Below are 17,015 nucleotides of genomic sequence, written 5' to 3' on the forward strand. Positions count from 1 at the left end.
CCAATGCCCACGCCCACCAAGGGTCCCCGCCTCGGCGGCAGCCCCGCGCATGAGCGGCTGATGCTGGCGAACCTCGCCACCTCACTGTTCAAGCACGGTCGCATCCAGACCACCGAGACGAAGGCCAAGCGGCTTCGCCCGCTCGCCGAGCAGCTCATCACCAAGGCCAAGCGCGGCGATCTGCACGCGCGCCGTCAAGCGCTCGCCGTGGTGCGCGACAAGGACGTGGTGTTCCAGCTGTTCGACCAGATCGCGCCGCGGTTCGCCACCCGGCCGGGTGGCTACACCCGGATCGTGAAGACCGGCCCGCGCAAGGGTGACGCCGCTCCCATGGCGATCATCGAGCTGGTCGAGGAGCTCGAGGTCGCCGCCGCGCCGGCGCCGCGCAAGGCCGCCGCCCGGAAGGCCGCCAAGGCCGACTCGATCGCGGTCCTGGCCGGCGAGGACACCGACGAGGCCCCCGCGGCCGCGTCGGCGACCGCCTCCGACGAGGCCGCCACGGCGGAGTCGACGGACGAGCCGGCCGCGGACGAGGACGAGAAGAAGGCCTGACCACAGGCCTGAAATCGACGGCCCGGCACCCCGCGCGACGGGGTGCCGGGCCGGTTCTTTTGGAGGGTGTGCGTTGATCCGTGTCCGCCTCGACGTGGCGTACGACGGGACCGACTTCTCCGGCTGGGCGGTCCAGCCGACCCGCCGCACCGTCGCCGGCGAGCTGACCACGGTCCTGACCCGCCTGTTCGGCACGGTCGAAGGGCTGACGGTCGCGGGCCGCACCGACGCCGGGGTCCACGCCACCGGCCAGGTCTGCCACGTCGACGTCCCCGACGAGCGCTGGGCGGCCCTGTCACCCACGCTGCTGCGCAAGCTCGCCGGCCTGCTCCCGCTCGACGTGCGCGTCCACGCGGCCGCGGAGGTCCCACCGGAGTTCGACGCCCGCTTCTCGGCCCTGTCGCGCCGGTACGAGTACCGCGTCACCGACGCCGTGGCGGGCGCCGAGCCGCTGCGCCGGCACGACACGGTCGCCTGGCCCCGGCCACTGGACCTCGACGCCCTGAACGCCGCCGCCGCCGGCCTGGTCGGCGAGCACGACTTCGCCGCCTTCTGCCGCCGCAAGGAACACGCCACGACGATCCGGGCGGTCAACCGCCTCGACTGGCGCCGCGACCCGGACGGCATCCTCGTGGCGACCGTCCAGGCCGACGCGTTCTGCCAGCAGATGGTCCGCAGCCTCGTCGGCGCCCAGCTCTTCGTGGGCGACGGCCGCCGCGACCCCTCGTGGCCCGCCGGGCTGCTCAGCCGGAGGGTCCGCGCCGACGAGGTGACGGTCGCGCCGGCGCACGGCCTGGCACTGGTCGAGGTCAGGTACCCCGACGACCCTTCGGAGCTCCGCCTGCGCTCGGAGCAGACCCGCCGCCGCCGCGACGCCGAGTGACCGGTGATCCGGTGACGGATCCGGCCGCCATGACGACCGGATCCGCTACCTGATCAGGACGGGGGCGGGACCGAGCCGGGGAGGGACGCGGCGGGGGTGGCCTCCGGCTGGATGATGGCCCGGTTGCCGATGATGCCGTTCTCCAGGTAGGTCTCGACGATGTCGTACGTGATCTGGTTGGGGTACGGGTCATCGGGCGCGAAGTCCTTGCCGTCGACCCTGGCGATCACGACGAACGCGATGAAGTGCCCCCGGTAGTTCCAGCCGAGCTGGGTGGGGGCGCGGACGATCGCGTCGGTGCCGGTGCCCGCGCCGACGCTCATCCCGGCGAAGCGGCCCTTCTGGCCGTCGACGATGGGTTTGACGCCCTCGAACGCGGTGGCGGCGGACTTCTCGGTGTCGAGGTTGAAGATGCCGGCGGTGATCAGGTAGTCCTCGTTGGGCGACTTCATCGTCGCCCGCACGACCTCGGAGCAGCCGGCGCCGGCGAGCAGGGTCGCCAGCTGGTCGGTGGCCGCGGTCTTGCAGTCGGGGGAGGCCTGCGTCTTCAGGATCAGGTACGGCGGCTCGTCCGGCACCGCGATGATGTTGTTCTGCGGGAAGACCTCGGCCTCGGTCAGCGGGTTGGGGTCGACCTGCCGGCTGCTGATGTCGCGCTTCTTCGGGCCGGCGTTGGCGGTCGAGCGGGCCGACTCGGGGCCGTTCTTCTCGTCCTTGAAGATGAACCAGGAGCCCAGGCCGCACGCGCCGAGCAGCACGATCACGCCGATGACGCTGAGCGCGGCGATCCAGCGGTGCGGGCGGTGCTCGACGCCGCGGGCCGGCTCGGCCGTGGTGGTGCGGCCGCCGCCGGGGCGCCGGCTGTCGGGGCGGTCCGCGGGCCGGTTGCCGGGTGGCTCCCGGAGCGCCCGCTTGGTGCCGCCGGTGGTGTACTCGCCCGTGCCGCGGGCCGCGCCGCCTGGACGCCCGCGGCGGCCGGTGCCCGACGGCTCGTCGAACGGCAGGCCGTCGTCGAGCGGGCGGCGCTGGTGGGGTGCCTCGTCGGCGCCGGGGCGGCGGCGGGTCGCGGTGCCGCTCGCCTCGAACGCGGCGCTCGCCGGTTCGTAGCCGTTGCCGGTCCGGTCGAAGCCGGGGCCGGTGGGCTCGAAGCCGCGCCGCCGGGCGGTGCCGGTGTCGTCGCGCCGCGGGGGCATGTCGTCGAACCCGCGCCCCCGCACGCCGGTGTCGTCCCGCCGGAGCCCCGACGTGTCGTCCCGCCGGAACCCGGAGGTCTCGTCTCGGCGGAGGCCGGAGGTCTCGTCTCGGCGGAGCCCGGAGGTGTCGTCGCGGTCCGCGCCGGAGGGGGCGCCGGTGTAGAAGCCGCCGCGGCGGCCGGTGCCGGTGCCTGGCTCGGTGGAGCCGGGGCCGTAGCCCGACCCGGTGGAGGGGCCGCCGACGAACCCGGGGCCGGAGCGTTGCCGGCCGACGCCGGGCTCGGGGCCTGACGGCTCGAAGCCACCGCGCTCCCGCCGGGACGTGCCGGTGTCGTCGCGCCGGAACGCGGCCGGGTCCTCGGCACCGCGGGACCGCCGGCCAGGGCCCGTCTCCGTTGCGGCGGCGGCTGGTGTACCGGTGTCGAACCCACGGCGTCCCGACGTCGTCTCGGGGCCGGCGTCGCGGGCACGCCGCCCGGCCGTCGGGCTCTGCGCTGCCCCGCCGGCGGCGCGGCGGCCGGTGCTGTCGGGGTCGTCGAACCGGCGGCGGGCGCCCGTCGGCGAGTCGGCCTCCTCCGCGGCGCGGCGGGCCCGGCGGCCACCACCCGAGCCGCTGGTCGGGCTGCCCGGGGGACCGCTGACAGGGCCGCGAGAGCCGCCTGAGCCGCTGGTGGGGCTGCTGTCGGGGCGCATCGTCGGGAAGATCGGCACGAGCGGCGGCGGCTCGGTCGAGGTCCCCGGCGGCGTGTAGTCCGCGAGGGGCTTGATGATCGGCTCGAGGGCGGGCCCGTGCGCGTACGACTCCGAAGGGCGACCCTCCGCGGCCCGCCGGCCGGCGGGCTCGTCGTCGGTGCGCGCCCGGCGCCGGCCGCCGCGCGGCTCGGTGGTCTCCACGGGCGGTGGCGGCTCGATCGCGGCGCGTGCCGGCGGTGGCACGGTGGCCGGCCTGGGGAACACCCCGCTCGGCGAGTCGCCGCGCCCGGCCCGCGGCCCGGCGGGCTCGTCGCGCACCGGCCGGAACGCTCCACCGGCCGAGTCGTCCCGCAACGGCCGGAACGACGTCGGCTCGTCGCGCGGCCCCCGGAACGACCCGCTGGGCGAGTCGTCACGGGGAGCGCGGAAGGACCCGCTGGGGGAGTCGTCGCGGGGGGAGCGGCCCGGGCCGCCGGCGGCGTCGCGCGGCGCGCGGAAGGAGCCGCTGGGCGAGTCTTCGCGAGGTGCCCGGAACGACCCGCTGGGCGAGTCTTCGCGAGGAGCGCGGAACGACCCGCTGGGGGAGTCGTCGCCCGGCGCCCGGCGCCGGCCGCCCTCCGGGGCTCGGGGCCCGGCCGGGGGCGGCACGGCAGAGGCCCGGAACACCCCGCTGGGTGAGTCGTCGCGGGGGGAGCGGCCCGGCCCGCCGGTGGCGTCGCGCGGCCCCCGGAACGACCCGCTGGGCGAGTCGTCGCGGGGCGCTCGGAAGGACCCGCTCGGCGAGTCGTCGCGCGGCGCCCGGAAGGATCCGCTGGGCGAGTCGTCACGGGGAGCGCGGAACGACCCGCTCGGCGAATCGTCCGGACGCGAACGACCACCCCGTCCTCCGCCGCGGAGATCGTCGAAGGCCGGCTCGTCGTACGACGGCGGTGGCGGCGCCGTGAACGGGTCGGGTCCGCTGCCGCGGAGACCGGCCAACCAGTTGTCGGCCTCGTCCGCCTCGTCCCGGCGGAACGAGTCGGAGCGCCGCTTCCGGCGCTGCTCGTTCCCAGAAGTCATGTCGCACAGGGTAGCCGAGACTCCTGGGAGGTGGCGTGTCGGCGATGTTTCGCACTATCCGAACGAGTGGGCCGCCAGCAGGGGCGTTCACCTCCTTGGGGACAATGCGTTGCGTCACCGGTCGAAGGAGGGGCATCGTGTCCGGCGAGCACTACTTCACCGCGGAGCCGGCGGCCGCCGAAACCCGGCACACCGTCGAGTTCACCGTCGACGACCAGGAGTTTCGCCTGGTGGCGTCGGCCGGGGTGTTCTCCGCGAACCGCCTGGACCCGGGCACCGCCGTGCTGCTGCAGCGCGCCCCGCTGCCGGACGCGGCGGAGACCGGGCCGCTGCTGGACCTCGGCTGCGGGTACGGCCCGATCGCCGCGGTCCTGTCCCGCAACGCGCCGCGGGCGACGATCTACGCCGTCGACGTCAACCAGCGGGCCCTGGAGCTCGCGCGGGAGAACGCGGGCCCGAACGTGGTCACCGCGCTGCCCGGCGACGTGCCGGACAGTGTCGGGTTCACGCAGATCTGGTCCAACCCGCCGATCCGGATCGGCAAGCCGGAGCTGCACGCGCTGCTGCTGCGCTGGCTGCCCCGGCTGGCCCCGGACGGCGTCGCGTGGCTGGTCGTGGCCAAGAACCTCGGCGCCGACTCGCTCCAGCGATGGCTGGAAGAGCAGGGGTTCAGCGCCGCCCGGCACGCCAACCACAAGGGCTTCCGGATCTTCGAAGTCAGAAAAGCGGGCGACGGACCGGCGGACGCGGCGCAGAATTCCTGACTCGTGGGATACGTGGACGTGGCAGGGGTCGGGCACACGCTCGCGGACGGTCGTGAGCTGTTCGCCGAGGTGTCGTTCAGGGTCGGTGAGGGCGCCAAGGTCGCGCTCGTCGGGCCGAACGGCGCGGGCAAGACGACGCTGCTGAAGATGGTGGCCGGTGACCTGCCGGTGCGGACCGGCGCGATCGCGCGCTCCGGCGGGCTCGGCGTGATGCGCCAGTTCATCGGCATGATCGGCGACGACCGCACCCTGTACGACCTGGCGCTGCAGCTCGCCCCGGACGGCCTCAGGCAGGCGGGGGAGCGGCTGCACGCCGCCGAGGTCGCCATGCACGCCGAGGGCACCGAGAAGGCGCAGCTGCGGTACGCGAACGCGCTCGCCGCGTGGGGTGAGGCCGGCGGGTACGACGCCGAGGTCCTCTTCGACACGGTGAGTGTCGCCGCGTTGAACAAGCCGTGGGACGAGACCCGGGACCGGCCGGTGCGGACCCTGTCCGGCGGGCAGCAGAAGCGGTTCGCCCTGGAGCTGCTGCTGCGCGGCGACGACGAGGTGCTGCTGCTCGACGAGCCCGACAACTTCCTGGACGTGCCGGGGAAGCGCTGGCTGGAGGATCGGCTGCGCGAGTCGGCGAAGTCCGTCCTGTACGTGTCGCACGACCGTGAGCTGCTCGCCAGGTCCGCGGACCGGGTCGTCGCGGTCGAGGGCGGCTCGGCGTGGGTGCATCCGGGCGGGTTCGCGTCGTGGCACGAGGCGCGGGTCGCCCGGCACGAGCGCCTCGACGAGCTGCGCCGCCGCTGGGACGAGGAGCACCAGAAGCTCAAGGACCTGGTCCTCATGTACAAGACGAAGGCCGCCTACAACGACGGGCTCGCCTCGCGGTATCAGGCGGCGCAGACGCGGCTGAAGAAGTTCGAGGAGGCGGGCCCGCCGCCGACCCCGCCGAAGGACCAGGACATCCGCATGCGGCTGTCGGGCGGGCGCACCGGCAAACGCGCCGTCATGTGCGAGCAGCTCGAGCTGGACGGCCTGACGTACCCGTTCGACCTGGAGATCTGGTACGGCGACCGGGTCGCGGTCCTCGGCGGCAACGGCACCGGCAAGTCGCACTTCCTGCGGCTGCTCGCCCGCGGCGGCACCGACCCGGACCCGACGCAGACCCCGATCGGCGTGCAGATCGCGCCGGTCGCGCACGGCGGGCAGGTGCGGCTCGGCGCGCGGGTGCGCCCTGGTCACTTCTCGCAGACGCACGACCGTCCGGAGCTGCTCGACAAGACGCTCGTGGAGATCCTGTGGCGGGGTGACGACTGGCGGACCGGGCTGCCGCGGCCGCAGGCGATGCCGGCGCTGTCACGGTACGAGCTGGCGGCGCAGGCCGACCAGCGCTTCGGCACCCTGTCCGGCGGCCAGCAGGCCAGGTTCCTGGTGCTGCTGCTGGAGCTGTCCGGGGCGACGCTGCTGCTGCTCGACGAGCCGACGGACAACCTGGACCTGGCCAGCGCCGAGGCCCTGGAGGAGGGGCTGCGCACCTTCGACGGGACGGTGATCGCCGTGACGCACGACCGCTGGTTCAGCCGGTCGTTCGACCGGTTCGTGCTGTTCCGGGCCGACGGTGAGGTCGTGGAGGTGCCGGAGCCGGTGTGGGAGGGGCGCGGCTGACGTCCTGACGGACGCGTTGTCCGTGGCGCTGCGTCACCACGTGCTCACATTGCCCGGTGAATCCCTCTGTTGTGCTCACCGTCGGCGCGTCCGACTCGTCCGGTGGCTCCGGAATACAGGCCGACCTGCGCACCCTCGCCGCGATGCGGATGCACGGGGCGTCAGTCGTGACGGCGGTGGTGTCGCGGAACACGCGCGGCACCACCGATGTGTTCCCTCAGCCGACGACCGTGGTGTCGGGGCAGCTCGGCAGCGTCCTGGAGGACCTACCGGTCGCGGCGGTCAAGACCGGCATGTTCCCCAACCCGGAGACGGCGGTCGCGGTCGCCGCCAGGGCCCGGTCGGGCGCGCTGCCGAACCTCGTCGTCGACCCGGTCCTGGAGGCGGCCGGCGGCGGGTCCAGGAGGGGCCTCGCCGCGGCGGTGGAGCGGCTCCTGCCGCACGCGATGGTCGCCACCCCCAACCGGGAGGAGGCGTCGCTGCTGGTGGGCTGGGAGGTCGTGACGCCCGCCGACATGGCGAAGGCGGCGGCGCAGCTGTCGGCGGGGGGTCCGCGGTACGTGGTGATCACCGGGGGTGACTTCGTCACCGGCGACGACGCGGTCGACATGATGTGGGCCGACGGCGCGGCGCGGCTGCTGCACAGCCCGCGGGTCGCCAGCCGCAACACCGACGGCTCCGGCGCGACGTTCGCGACGGCGGTGGCGGCGCGGCTCGCCATGGGTGACGACCCGGTCGAGGCGGTCACCTGGTCGAAGGGGTTCGTCGGCAGGGCGATCAGCGACGCCGCGGACTGGCGGATCGGCGCCGGCACCGGACCCATCGACCAGTTCGGGTGGTCGTCACTCACCCTCCGCTGACGCCGGCGAGACCGGGCATGATGACGGGATGGACGAGAAGACGTTGATCCACCAGATCTCGGCGCTTGTGGACGACGAGCACAAGCTGAGGACCCAGCTGCAGGCGGGCAAGATCTCCGAGGACGAGGAGCACGAGCGGCTCCGCGCCATCGAGGAGCAGCTCGACCAGCTGTGGGACCTGCTGCGCCGCCGCCGGGCGGCGAAGCTGCAGGGTGTCGCCCCCGACGAGGTCGAGCCGCACGCGGTCGACGAGGTCGAGCACTACCTGCAGTAGCGGGGGCGTCGCCGGCCGCCTGCCTCAGTCGATGCGGAGGCGGTAGCCGCGTTTGACGACCGTCTGCACGAACGCGGGGCCGCCGAGGGCGGCGCGCAGGCGGGCGACGGCCATCTCGACGGCGTGCTCGTCGGCGCCGCGGGGCAGCTCACGCAGCAGCGCCGCCCGGGACAGGACCCGCCCGGGCGACGCGGCGAGCGCCCGCAGCACCGCCATGGGGCCGGGGGCGAGCGGCTTCAGCGTGCCGTCGATGATCGCGGCGTGCCCACGCAGCGTGACCGCGGCGCCCGCGACGTGCAGCGTCGGGGCGCGCTTGGGCAGCTCGTCGACGAGGATGCGCACGAGCGCGCCCAGGCGGGCCCGCTGCGGCGCCGCCACCGGCACGCCGAGGCGTTGCAGCGGCGCGGCGGTGACCGGGCCCACGCATGCGGCCAGGACGTCGGTCCGCAGCGCCTCCAGGACGTCGGGGGCGTCGGGGCCGGCCACCCGCAGCAGCGAGCTGACGGCGGGCGCGGACGTGAACGTGACCGAGTCGACCAGCCGCGAGCAGATCAGGTCGACGAGCCGCCGCAGCGGCGCGGGGTCGACGGGCGGGGCCCACCGGTACACCGGGATCTCCACCACGATCGCCCCGGCGTCGCGCAACGCGGTCGTGAACTCCGGGTGCGGCTCACCGTGCAGCTGCAGCGCGATCCGCCGGCCCGCGATCCCGCCCGGGAACCCGCCGCCGAGGAGGAAGTCGAGGACCTCGTCGCAGCTCTCTGTCTCCGGGGACCAGGCCTCGAGCATGCCGGCGGCGCGGACGGCACCCTTCGCCTTCGGGCCGCGGGCGATGAGGAACGCGTCGTTGAGCCGGGCCCGTAGCGACTCGGCGAGCCCCCAGCCCTCGGCGGCTTCGAGCCAGCCGCGCAGACCGATGCCGGTCGTCGCGATCACGATCTCCGGCGCGACGTCGACGCAGGACACGGTCGCGGCCTTCAGCTCGGTGTCGTCGGCGACCGGCACGATCCGCAGCGCCGGCGCGAGCACGACCCGGGCGCCGCGGCGCTCCAGCAGGGCGCTGAGCTCGTCGCGCCGCCGGTCGGCGGTCACCGCGACCGTGAACCCGGCGAGGGGCAGGTCCTCACCCGACATCGGCTTGGCCTCCAAAACGCTGGCCGCGCTCACGTCACAGCCTCGGCCGCCGCCAGCTCGGCCGCCGCCACTTCGACGAGGCCGTCGCGGACGCGCACCGGGTAGACGGGCACCCGCACCCCGGGCTGGTCGAGGCATTCGCCGCTGCGCAGGTCGAACGCCTGCTTGTGCATCGGCGACGCGACCGTCGGCACGTCGCCGCGGCTGCCGACGATCCCGCGGGACAGCACCGCGGCGCCGCTGATCGGGTCGAGGTTGCCGATCGCGTGCACGTCACCGTCGTACGTGCGGAACAGCGCCACCTGCGCCCCGTCGACCAGCGCGGCGACGCCACGCTCCGGCTCCAGGCGGGGGAAGGGGCACACGACGGTCCACTTCATGGGCGCACTCCAAGGACGACGGGGACGGGCTGGCCGCGTTCGGAAGCGAACGTGATCGTCGGGTCGGGGGTGTCCGGCGCGTTGACGAACGACACGAACCGGGCGAGCCGCTCAGGGTCGTCGATCGTCGACCGCCACTCGTCGACGTAGGAGCCGACGTGGTGCGCCATCATCGATTCGAGCTCGCCGGCGATGCCGAGGGAGTCCTCGACGATGACGGCCTTCAGGTAGTCCAGGCCGCCGTCCATCGCCTCGATCCACGCCGACGTGCGCTGCAGCCGGTCGGCGGTGCGGATGTAGAACATCAGGAACCGGTCGACGAGCCGGATCAGCTCCTCGGTGGTGAGGTCGCCCGCGATCAGGTCGGCGTGGCGGGGCCGGAAGCCGCCGTTGCCGCCGACGTACAGGTTCCAGCCGTTGTCGGTGGCGATGATGCCGAAGTCCTTGCCCTTCGCCTCCGCGCACTCCCGCGCGCAGCCGGACACGGCCGACTTCAGCTTGTGCGGCGCGCGCAGCCCGCGGTACCGCAGCTCCAGCTCGACGGCGAGCCCGACGGAGTCCTGCACGCCGTACCGGCACCAGGTCGACCCGACGCACGACTTCACGGTCCGCAGCGCCTTGCCGTAGGCGTGCCCGGACTCGAAGCCGGCGGCGACGAGCCGGTGCCAGATCGCCGGCAGCTGCTCGACGCGGGCGCCGAGCAGGTCGATGCGCTGCCCGCCGGTGATCTTCGTGTACAGGTTGAAGTCGCGGGCGACCTCGCCGATGACGATCAGCTTGTCGGGGGTGATCTCCCCGCCGGGGATCCGCGGGATCACCGAGTAGGTGCCGTTGCGCTGGATGTTGGCCAGGAAGTGGTCGTTGGTGTCCTGCAGCGCCGCCTGCTCGCCGTCCAGGACGTAGTCGTTGTGCAGCGACGCGAGGATCGAGGCAACCGTTGGCTTGCAGATGTCGCAGCCGCGCCCCGTGCCGTGTTCGGCGACGAGCTGTGAGAACGTGCGGATGCCGCGGACCCGGATGATGTCGAAGAGCTCCGCCCGCGACTGGGTGAAGTGCTCGCACAGCGCCTTGCTGGGCGCGACGCCGCCCTCGGCGAGCAGCTGCTTCAGCAGCGGCACGCACGAGCCGCAGCTGGTGCCGGCGCGGGTGCACGCCTTCAACTCCGCCACGTCGGTGCAGCCCTGCTCGTGGATCGCCGTGGTGATCTGGCCCTTGGTGACGGCGTTGCAGGAGCAGATCTGCGCGTCCTCGGACAGCGCCGCGCGGGGCGCGTCACCGGCGAGCAGCGCGAGCGGCGACGCGGGCAGCGGGCCGCCGACGCTGGCCCGCAGCGCCGGGTACGAGCCGGCGTCGCCGACGAGGATGCCGCCGAGCAGCGTCTGCGCGTCGTCGGACAGGATCAGCTTCGCGTACGTGCCGCTCGCCGGGTCGAGGTAGACGACGTCGAGCAGGTCGGTGCGCAGCGCGTCGCCGAAGCTGGCGACGTCGACGCCGAGCAGCTTCAGCTTCGTCGACGTGTCCGCGCCCGGGAACGACGCCTCGCCGCCGAGGAGCCGGTCCGCGACGACCTCCGCCATCGCGTAGCCGGGTGCGACGAGGCCGTAGCAGCGGCCGTCGATCTCGGCGCACTCGCCGATCGCGTACACCGCCGGGTCCTCGGTGCGGCAGGTCTCGTCGACGACGATCCCGCCGCGCGCCCCCGTCGGGAGGCCCATCGTGCGGGCCAGCTCGTCGCGTGGCCGGATGCCGGCCGCGACCACGACGATGTCGGCCGGGATGTGCGCCCCGTCGGACAGGGTCAGCGCGAGCGTCGCGTTGACCGTCTGGGTCTGGCGGATCGCGGTGGTCGCCGCGCCCAGGTGCACCCGGACGCCGAGGTCCTCCACGTACTTGCGCAGGACCGCGCCGCCGGCCTCGTCGACCTGCACCGGCATCAGCCGCGGCGCGAACTCGATCACGTGCGTGCGCAGGCCCAGCAGGCGCAGTGCGTTCGCCGCCTCCAGGCCGAGCAGGCCGCCGCCGATGACCGCGCCGACCTCGCGACCCTGAGCGTGCGCCCGGATCGCCTCCAGGTCGTCGAGGGTGCGGTAGACGAAGACGCCCGGCTGGTCGACGCCGGTGATCGGCGGCACGAACGCCGACGAGCCCGTCGCCAGGACCAGCGCGTCGTACTCGTACATGGCGCGCGCGGTGGTGACCTTGCGGGCGGCCCGGTCGATCGCCAGGGCCGGCTCGCCGAGGTGCAGGTCGACGCCGTCCGGCACGTCGTAGGTGAGCTCCTCGGCGGAGACGCCGTCGAAGAACGCCGACAGCCGCACCCGGTCGTACGCGGAACGGCTCTCCTCGGCGAGAACCGTGATCTCCCAGGTGTTCCCGGTGTCCCGGGCGCGGAGCGCCTCCAGGAACCTGTTCCCGACCATGCCGTGACCGACAACGACGACCTTCATGGCCAAAAGGCTGACGCCGGGCGGTTTCGCTCCAGGGTCCCAAATGTTTCGCGCCTGCTAAGAGCGCCTCACTAGAGCGTTGAGCAGGACGTTACGGCGCAGCCACAGCCTGGTGAAGGTTGTGCCAGATCGTCCCACGGTACGGTTCGACGATCTGCTCGCGGGGGTAGACAGTAACGGACCCCAATATGAGGAGGAACCAGATGCGCTCGACCGCCAAGGTCACCATCGTGGCCATGACGGCGCTGGGCGTCGGGCTCGCCGGCTGCAGCGGCGACGCCGGCACCCCCGGCGCCGGTGCCAGCGGCAAGACCTCGGCCGGTGCCTCGGCGGGGGCTCCGGGCGGCTCGGCCGGCGCCACGTCCGGCGCCCCCGGCGGCACGTCCGGGACCGGCACCGCGGCGCCGTGCCTCGTCGGCACCTGGAAGGCGACCGGGCTCGACGGCAAGCTCAGCGGGCCCGTCACCGGGACCTTCACCGGCGGCGGCGGCACCACGCTGACCGTCGACAGCGCCGGCAAGGCCCAGGTCGACTTCGGCGCCATGAAGCCGGTCACCTTCGCGTTCACCGTCTCCGGCGGCGACGTCAAGGGCAGCTTCGGCTACGGCGGCAAGGTCAACGGCACCGTCAAGACCCCGTCGGCGGCGACCGGCACGTGGGAGCCCGTCGGCACCGTCGACTTCAGCACCCTCACCGTCACCGTCGACCTGACCAGCCCCGCCGCGGTCCGGGTGGCCGACAAGGCCTCCATCGCCGACTTCGCCGGCACCGGCACCGCGGACACCGGCGGCGCCGTCGACGCCCAGCCCGTCCTGAAGAAGAGCAGCTACGACTGCTCGGGCGGCACCACCCTGAAGCTCGGCCCCCCGCAGGGCGGCCCGGACACCGGCACCTGGATCTTCACCAAGGCCTAGCAGCCGATCTCTGCCCTGAAGCTCTTCCGGGGGCGGCCGTCCGGTTCTCACAACCGGGCGGCCGCCGACGTGGGGGAAACGTTTCGGTCAGGACAAGTAGCGGTGCGCGCGACCGAAACGTGGCGTCCTTAACTTCCGCGTCATGACTCTCGCCGTGGAAACCACCGAGCCTGGCGCACAGCCCCCGGCCCCCCGCCGCGGCGGCCGCTGGATCAGCGACTGGCGGCCAGAAGACCGCACCTTCTGGGAGGACGGCGGCGCGAAGATCGCGCGGCGCAACCTCATCGTCTCCATCCTGTCGGAGCACATCGGCTTCTCCATCTGGAGCCTGTGGTCGGTCTTCGTGCTCTTCCTCGGCCCGAAGTACGGCTTCGACCCGGCCCAGAAGTTCCTGCTCACCAGCGCCCCGACGCTCGTCGGCGCGGTGCTGCGGCTGCCCTACACGTTCGCCGTCGCCACCTTCGGCGGCCGCAACTGGACGATCTTCAGCGCCCTCATGCTGCTGGTGCCGAGCATCCTGGCCGGCATCGTCCTGGAGCCCGGCGTCTCCTTCACCACCCTGCTGATCGTGGCGTCCGTCGCCGGCGTCGGCGGCGGCAACTTCGCCTCCTCGATGGCCAACATCAACGCCTTCTACCCGCAGCGGCTGAAGGGCTGGGCGCTCGGCATCAACGCCGGCGGCGGCAACATCGGCGTCCCCGCCGTCCAGCTCGTCGGCCTGCTCGTCCTCGCGACCGCCGGCGCCGGTCACCCGCGCCTCATCATCCTGATCTACCTGCCGCTCATCGTGATCGCGGCGACCCTCGCGGCGCTGTACATGGACAACCTCGCGCACGCCGCGAACGACCGGCGGGCCATGCGCGACGTCATCAAGGACCGCCACGCGTGGATCATGTCACTGCTGTACATCGGCACGTTCGGCTCGTTCATCGGCTTCGGCTTCGCGTTCGGCCAGGTGCTCCTCGTGCAGTTCAAGTCCGACTTCGACACCCCGGTGAAGGCGGCCTACCTCACGTTCCTCGGCCCGCTGCTCGGCTCGCTCATCCGCCCTGTCGGCGGCCTCCTCGCCGACCGCTTCGGCGGGGCCCGGATCACCTTCTGGAACTTCGTCGGCATGGCCCTCGGCGCCACCCTGGTGCTCACCGCGTCGCGGCAGCACTCCCTGCCGCTGTTCCTGACCGGGTTCATCGCGCTGTTCGTCTTCAGCGGCATCGGCAACGGGTCGACCTACAAGATGATCCCGGCGATCTTCCGCGCCAAGTACCCCACGGACGAGAACCAGTCCCGGCGGCTCGCCACCGCGCTCATCGGCGTCGCCGGCGCGATCGGCGCGGCCGGGGGTGTGCTGGTCAACCTCGCGTTCCGGCAGTCGTTCCTCGCGTACAAGACCGGTGACGGTGCGTACATCGCCTTCCTCGCCTTCTACGCCGTCTGCTTCGCCGTCACCTGGTTCGTCTACCTCCGCAGGTCGCCCGGCAGGCTCGAGGGGGTCTGAGGCCGTTTTGACTCGCACAACAGCGGCCCGGTATCGTGGACCGCTGTTGTGCGATGACAAGGCGTCCCCACTGTTCGGGTACGCTAGGTGGTCGTGCGCCCCTTTAGCGCCGCCATGAGAGCGCACCCCAGAACCGACGACGTGGAAGACAAGGTAGACCTGTGGGTACGTACAGCCCGAAGCCGGGTGAAATCGAGCGCGTGTGGCACGTGATCGACGCGTCGGACATCGTGCTCGGCCGCCTGGCCACGCACGCCGCCACGCTGCTGCGCGGTAAGCACAAGCCGACGTTCGCCCCGCACGTTGACACCGGCGACTTCGTCATCGTGATCAACGCCGGCAAGGTGGCGCTGACCGGCAACAAGCGGCAGACCAAGGTCGCCTACCGCCACTCGGGTTTCCCGGGTGGGCTCAAGAAGGTGGGCTACGAGGAGCTGCTGACCAAGAACCCGGAGCGGGCGATCGAGCTGGCCGTCAAGGGCATGCTCCCGCACAACCGCCTCGGCGCCCGGCAGATCCGGAAGCTGAAGGTCTACGCGGGCGCCGAGCACCCGCACGCCGCGCAGCTGCCCCAGCCGTTCGAGATCAAGCAGATCGCGCAGTGAGCGCGGACGAAGGACTGAGCGTGACCGACGAGACCGTCGAGACCATCGACACCGAGGCCGCTGAGCCGGCCGCTGCTGCTGTCGCCACCGTCGAGACCCCCGCCGTTGAGGCGACGGCCAAGGTCCCGACCCGTTCCCGCCGCGCCGGCCAGCCGATCCAGACCGTTGGCCGCCGCAAGGAGGCCATCGTCCGGGTCCGCCTGGTTCCCGGCACCGGCAAGTTCCTCCTCAACGGCCGCGAGCTGGAGAACTACTTCCCCAGCAAGGTCCACCAGCAGTCCGTCAAGGAGCCGCTGGTGATCGTCGAGAAGCTCGAGCAGTTCGACGTGTTCGCCAACCTGCGTGGCGGCGGCACCACCGGTCAGGCCGGCGGCCTGCGCCTCGCGATCGCCCGCGCGCTCGTCGAGAACGACCCCGACGACCGCCCGGCGCTGAAGAAGGCCGGCTTCCTCACCCGTGACGCCCGCGCCACCGAGCGCAAGAAGTACGGTCTGAAGAAGGCCCGTAAGGCTCCGCAGTACTCGAAGCGCTAACCAAGCTTCGCGGCCGGGTGCACCCTGGAGGTGTACCCGGCCGATTTGCGTTCGCGGCCCTTTAGGATCGACGGTTCGCGGCCTAAAGCTCAACGGAGGTATCGCAGTGGGGCGACTCTTCGGCACCGACGGCGTCCGCGGACGCGCCAACGCCGACCTGACTCCCGAGCTGGCAATGGCCGTCGCCATCGCCGCGACCCAGGCGCTGTTCGAGCGCGACCACTCCCACGCGCCCCTGGCGGTCGTGGGCCGCGACCCGCGGGCCAGCGGAGAGATGCTGGAGGCGGCCGTCGTCGCCGGCCTCACCAGCGCCGGCGCCAACGTGATCCGCGTCGGCGTCCTGCCCACCCCGGCCGTCGCCTACCTCACCGGCGTGCTGTCCGCCGACATCGGCGTGATGCTGTCCGCGTCGCACAACCCGATGCCCGACAACGGCATCAAGCTCTTCGCCGCCGGCGGTCACAAGCTCCCCGACGAGGTCGAGGACGAGATCGAGCGGCTCATGGCCGAAGGCACCAAGGTGCGCCCCACCGGCGCCGGTGTCGGCCGCGTCACCGACCTCGACGACGGCGAGGACCGCTACGTCCGGCACCTGCTGACGTCGCTGCCCGGCCCGCTCGTCGAGCTCAAGGTCGTCGTCGACTGCGCCAACGGCGCCGCCTCCTCCGCCGCCCCCGAGGCGTACCGGCGGGCCGGCGCGTCCGTCGTCGCGATCAACGCGGACCCCGACGGGCTCAACATCAACGAGAACTGCGGCTCCAACCACCTCGAGCAGCTCCGCGCCGCCGTCGTCGAGCACGGCGCCGACCTCGGCATCGCCCACGACGGCGACGCCGACCGCTGCCTCGCCGTCACCGCCGCCGGTGACGAGGTCGACGGCGACCAGATCATGGCCGTCCTCGCCCTCGCCATGCGCGACGGCGGCCACCTCAAGGACGACACGCTCGTCGCCACCGTCATGAGCAACCTCGGCCTGAAGATCGCCATGGCCGACGCCGGCATCCGGCTCCTCGAGACCCGCGTCGGCGACCGGTACGTCCTCGACGAGCTCCGCGCGAAGGGCCTCGCCCTCGGCGGCGAGCAGAGCGGGCACATCGTCATGCCCGCCTTCGCGACCACCGGCGACGGCGTGCTCACCGCCCTGCACCTCATGGGCCGCATGACCGGCACCGGCCGGACCCTCGCCGACCTCGCCTCCGTCGTCCAGCGGCTGCCGCAGGTCCTGATCAACGTGCCCGTCGGCGACCGCGCCGCGGCCGCCAAGGCCGCCCAGGTCCTCGACGCCGCGAAGCAGGTCGAGGCGGAGCTCGGCGGCGCCGGCCGGGTCCTGCTCCGCCCGTCGGGCACCGAGCAGCTCGTCCGGGTCATGGTCGAGGCGTCCACCCTGGCGATCGCCCGCGAGGCCGCCGAGCGCATCGCCGCCATCGTCCGCACGGTCTCCCCCGTTTCTCCCGTCTAGCCCCGTCTAGCCCCGGCTCCGCTCGCTTTCCGGGTCACGCGCGGTGGCGGCGGGTCGTCTCGTACCGACGCCGCCATGGTCGACATGAGGGGGTCTACCCGGGAGTAACGTGCG

The 17,015-nt window shown here is 73.1% G+C and carries 15 protein-coding genes; 11 read left to right on the forward strand and 4 right to left on the reverse strand.

The features are described 5' to 3' along the window. The first annotated feature begins 3 nt into the window (after nucleotides 1–3). Both rplQ and truA read left to right on the forward strand, forming a co-directional pair. Nucleotides 4–552 (forward strand): 50S ribosomal protein L17, encoded by a 549-nt coding sequence (rplQ, locus tag AB0I21_RS00325; RefSeq protein WP_360557902.1) that lies wholly within the window; start codon nucleotides 4–6, stop codon nucleotides 550–552. Nucleotides 553–628: 76 nt separating this feature from the next. Then, on the forward strand, nucleotides 629–1,435 hold the full coding sequence (gene truA / locus AB0I21_RS00330; protein WP_360558108.1) for a tRNA pseudouridine(38-40) synthase TruA: 807 nt from the start codon (nucleotides 629–631) through the stop codon (nucleotides 1,433–1,435). Between the two features lie 53 nt (nucleotides 1,436–1,488). Here truA and AB0I21_RS00335 read toward each other — a convergent pair whose 3' ends face one another. Further along, a complete protein-coding gene (locus AB0I21_RS00335) occupies nucleotides 1,489–4,380 on the reverse strand; it encodes a hypothetical protein (protein WP_360557904.1) in 2,892 nt (963 codons plus the stop codon). Nucleotides 4,381–4,517: 137 nt separating this feature from the next. Here AB0I21_RS00335 and AB0I21_RS00340 point away from each other — a divergent pair, with 137 nt between their 5' ends. The 4 genes from AB0I21_RS00340 to AB0I21_RS00355 are packed head-to-tail and all read left to right on the forward strand — an operon-like array spanning nucleotide 4,518 to nucleotide 7,934. Beyond that, on the forward strand, nucleotides 4,518–5,144 hold the full coding sequence (locus tag AB0I21_RS00340; protein WP_360557906.1) for a methyltransferase: 627 nt from the start codon (nucleotides 4,518–4,520) through the stop codon (nucleotides 5,142–5,144). 3 nt (nucleotides 5,145–5,147) lie between these two features. Next, nucleotides 5,148–6,800: an ATP-binding cassette domain-containing protein gene (locus tag AB0I21_RS00345; protein WP_360557908.1), complete on the forward strand. Its 1,653-nt coding sequence runs from the start codon at nucleotides 5,148–5,150 to the stop codon at nucleotides 6,798–6,800. A 56-nt stretch (nucleotides 6,801–6,856) separates the two neighbouring features. Beyond that, entirely contained in the window at nucleotides 6,857–7,660 is an 804-nt protein-coding gene (gene thiD, locus AB0I21_RS00350; protein WP_360557909.1) for a bifunctional hydroxymethylpyrimidine kinase/phosphomethylpyrimidine kinase, read from the forward strand. Nucleotides 7,661–7,688: 28 nt separating this feature from the next. After that, nucleotides 7,689–7,934 carry a DUF2630 family protein gene (locus AB0I21_RS00355; protein ID WP_344501816.1) on the forward strand — a complete coding sequence of 82 codons (246 nt, stop codon included), beginning with the start codon at nucleotides 7,689–7,691 and terminating at the stop codon, nucleotides 7,932–7,934. A 24-nt stretch (nucleotides 7,935–7,958) separates the two neighbouring features. On the opposite strand, the gene AB0I21_RS00360 is transcribed toward AB0I21_RS00355, so the two are convergent. The 3 genes from AB0I21_RS00360 to nirB are packed head-to-tail and all read right to left on the reverse strand — an operon-like array spanning nucleotide 7,959 to nucleotide 11,895. Beyond that, entirely contained in the window at nucleotides 7,959–9,068 is a 1,110-nt protein-coding gene (locus AB0I21_RS00360; RefSeq protein WP_344501815.1) for a uroporphyrinogen-III synthase, read from the reverse strand. A gap of 29 nt (nucleotides 9,069–9,097) precedes the next feature. Continuing rightward, nucleotides 9,098–9,448 carry a nitrite reductase small subunit NirD gene (gene nirD, locus AB0I21_RS00365; RefSeq protein WP_360557911.1) on the reverse strand — a complete coding sequence of 117 codons (351 nt, stop codon included), beginning with the start codon at nucleotides 9,446–9,448 and terminating at the stop codon, nucleotides 9,098–9,100. Beyond that, on the reverse strand, nucleotides 9,445–11,895 hold the full coding sequence (gene nirB / locus AB0I21_RS00370; protein ID WP_360557912.1) for a nitrite reductase large subunit NirB: 2,451 nt from the start codon (nucleotides 11,893–11,895) through the stop codon (nucleotides 9,445–9,447). Before nirB ends, nirD begins: the two co-directional genes overlap by 4 nt. A gap of 203 nt (nucleotides 11,896–12,098) precedes the next feature. Here nirB and AB0I21_RS00375 point away from each other — a divergent pair, with 203 nt between their 5' ends. The 5 genes from AB0I21_RS00375 to glmM all read left to right on the forward strand — a co-directional run bounded on the left by AB0I21_RS00375 (nucleotide 12,099) and on the right by glmM (nucleotide 16,901). Beyond that, on the forward strand, nucleotides 12,099–12,809 hold the full coding sequence (locus AB0I21_RS00375; protein WP_360557914.1) for a hypothetical protein: 711 nt from the start codon (nucleotides 12,099–12,101) through the stop codon (nucleotides 12,807–12,809). Nucleotides 12,810–12,951: 142 nt separating this feature from the next. Then, complete coding sequence (locus AB0I21_RS00380; RefSeq protein ID WP_360557916.1) at nucleotides 12,952–14,304, forward strand: nitrate/nitrite transporter; 1,353 nt, start codon at nucleotides 12,952–12,954, stop codon at nucleotides 14,302–14,304. Between the two features lie 161 nt (nucleotides 14,305–14,465). Further along, nucleotides 14,466–14,909 (forward strand): 50S ribosomal protein L13, encoded by a 444-nt coding sequence (gene rplM, locus AB0I21_RS00385; RefSeq protein WP_360557918.1) that lies wholly within the window; start codon nucleotides 14,466–14,468, stop codon nucleotides 14,907–14,909. 44 nt (nucleotides 14,910–14,953) lie between these two features. After that, nucleotides 14,954–15,442 carry a 30S ribosomal protein S9 gene (gene rpsI, locus AB0I21_RS00390; protein WP_344501919.1) on the forward strand — a complete coding sequence of 163 codons (489 nt, stop codon included), beginning with the start codon at nucleotides 14,954–14,956 and terminating at the stop codon, nucleotides 15,440–15,442. 106 nt (nucleotides 15,443–15,548) lie between these two features. Continuing rightward, complete coding sequence (glmM, locus tag AB0I21_RS00395) at nucleotides 15,549–16,901, forward strand: phosphoglucosamine mutase (RefSeq protein WP_360557920.1); 1,353 nt, start codon at nucleotides 15,549–15,551, stop codon at nucleotides 16,899–16,901. Nucleotides 16,902–17,015 lie beyond the last annotated feature (114 nt).

Source organism: Dactylosporangium sp. NPDC050588 (assembly GCF_040654975.1).
GTDB lineage: Bacteria > Actinomycetota > Actinomycetes > Mycobacteriales > Micromonosporaceae > Dactylosporangium > Dactylosporangium maewongense.

Coding starts and splice junctions, on each gene's coding strand:
- AB0I21_RS00380 (WP_360557916.1), top strand. CDS start 12,952: ATGACTCTCGCCGTGGAAACCACCGAGCCTGGCGCACAGCCCCCGGCC.
- AB0I21_RS00375 (WP_360557914.1), top strand. CDS start 12,099: ATGCGCTCGACCGCCAAGGTCACCATCGTGGCCATGACGGCGCTGGGC.
- nirD (WP_360557911.1), bottom strand. CDS start 9,448: ATGAAGTGGACCGTCGTGTGCCCCTTCCCCCGCCTGGAGCCGGAGCGT.
- AB0I21_RS00355 (WP_344501816.1), top strand. CDS start 7,689: ATGGACGAGAAGACGTTGATCCACCAGATCTCGGCGCTTGTGGACGAC.
- AB0I21_RS00360 (WP_344501815.1), bottom strand. CDS start 9,068: ATGTCGGGTGAGGACCTGCCCCTCGCCGGGTTCACGGTCGCGGTGACC.
- AB0I21_RS00335 (WP_360557904.1), bottom strand. CDS start 4,380: ATGACTTCTGGGAACGAGCAGCGCCGGAAGCGGCGCTCCGACTCGTTC.
- nirB (WP_360557912.1), bottom strand. CDS start 11,895: ATGAAGGTCGTCGTTGTCGGTCACGGCATGGTCGGGAACAGGTTCCTG.
- rplQ (WP_360557902.1), top strand. CDS start 4: ATGCCCACGCCCACCAAGGGTCCCCGCCTCGGCGGCAGCCCCGCGCAT.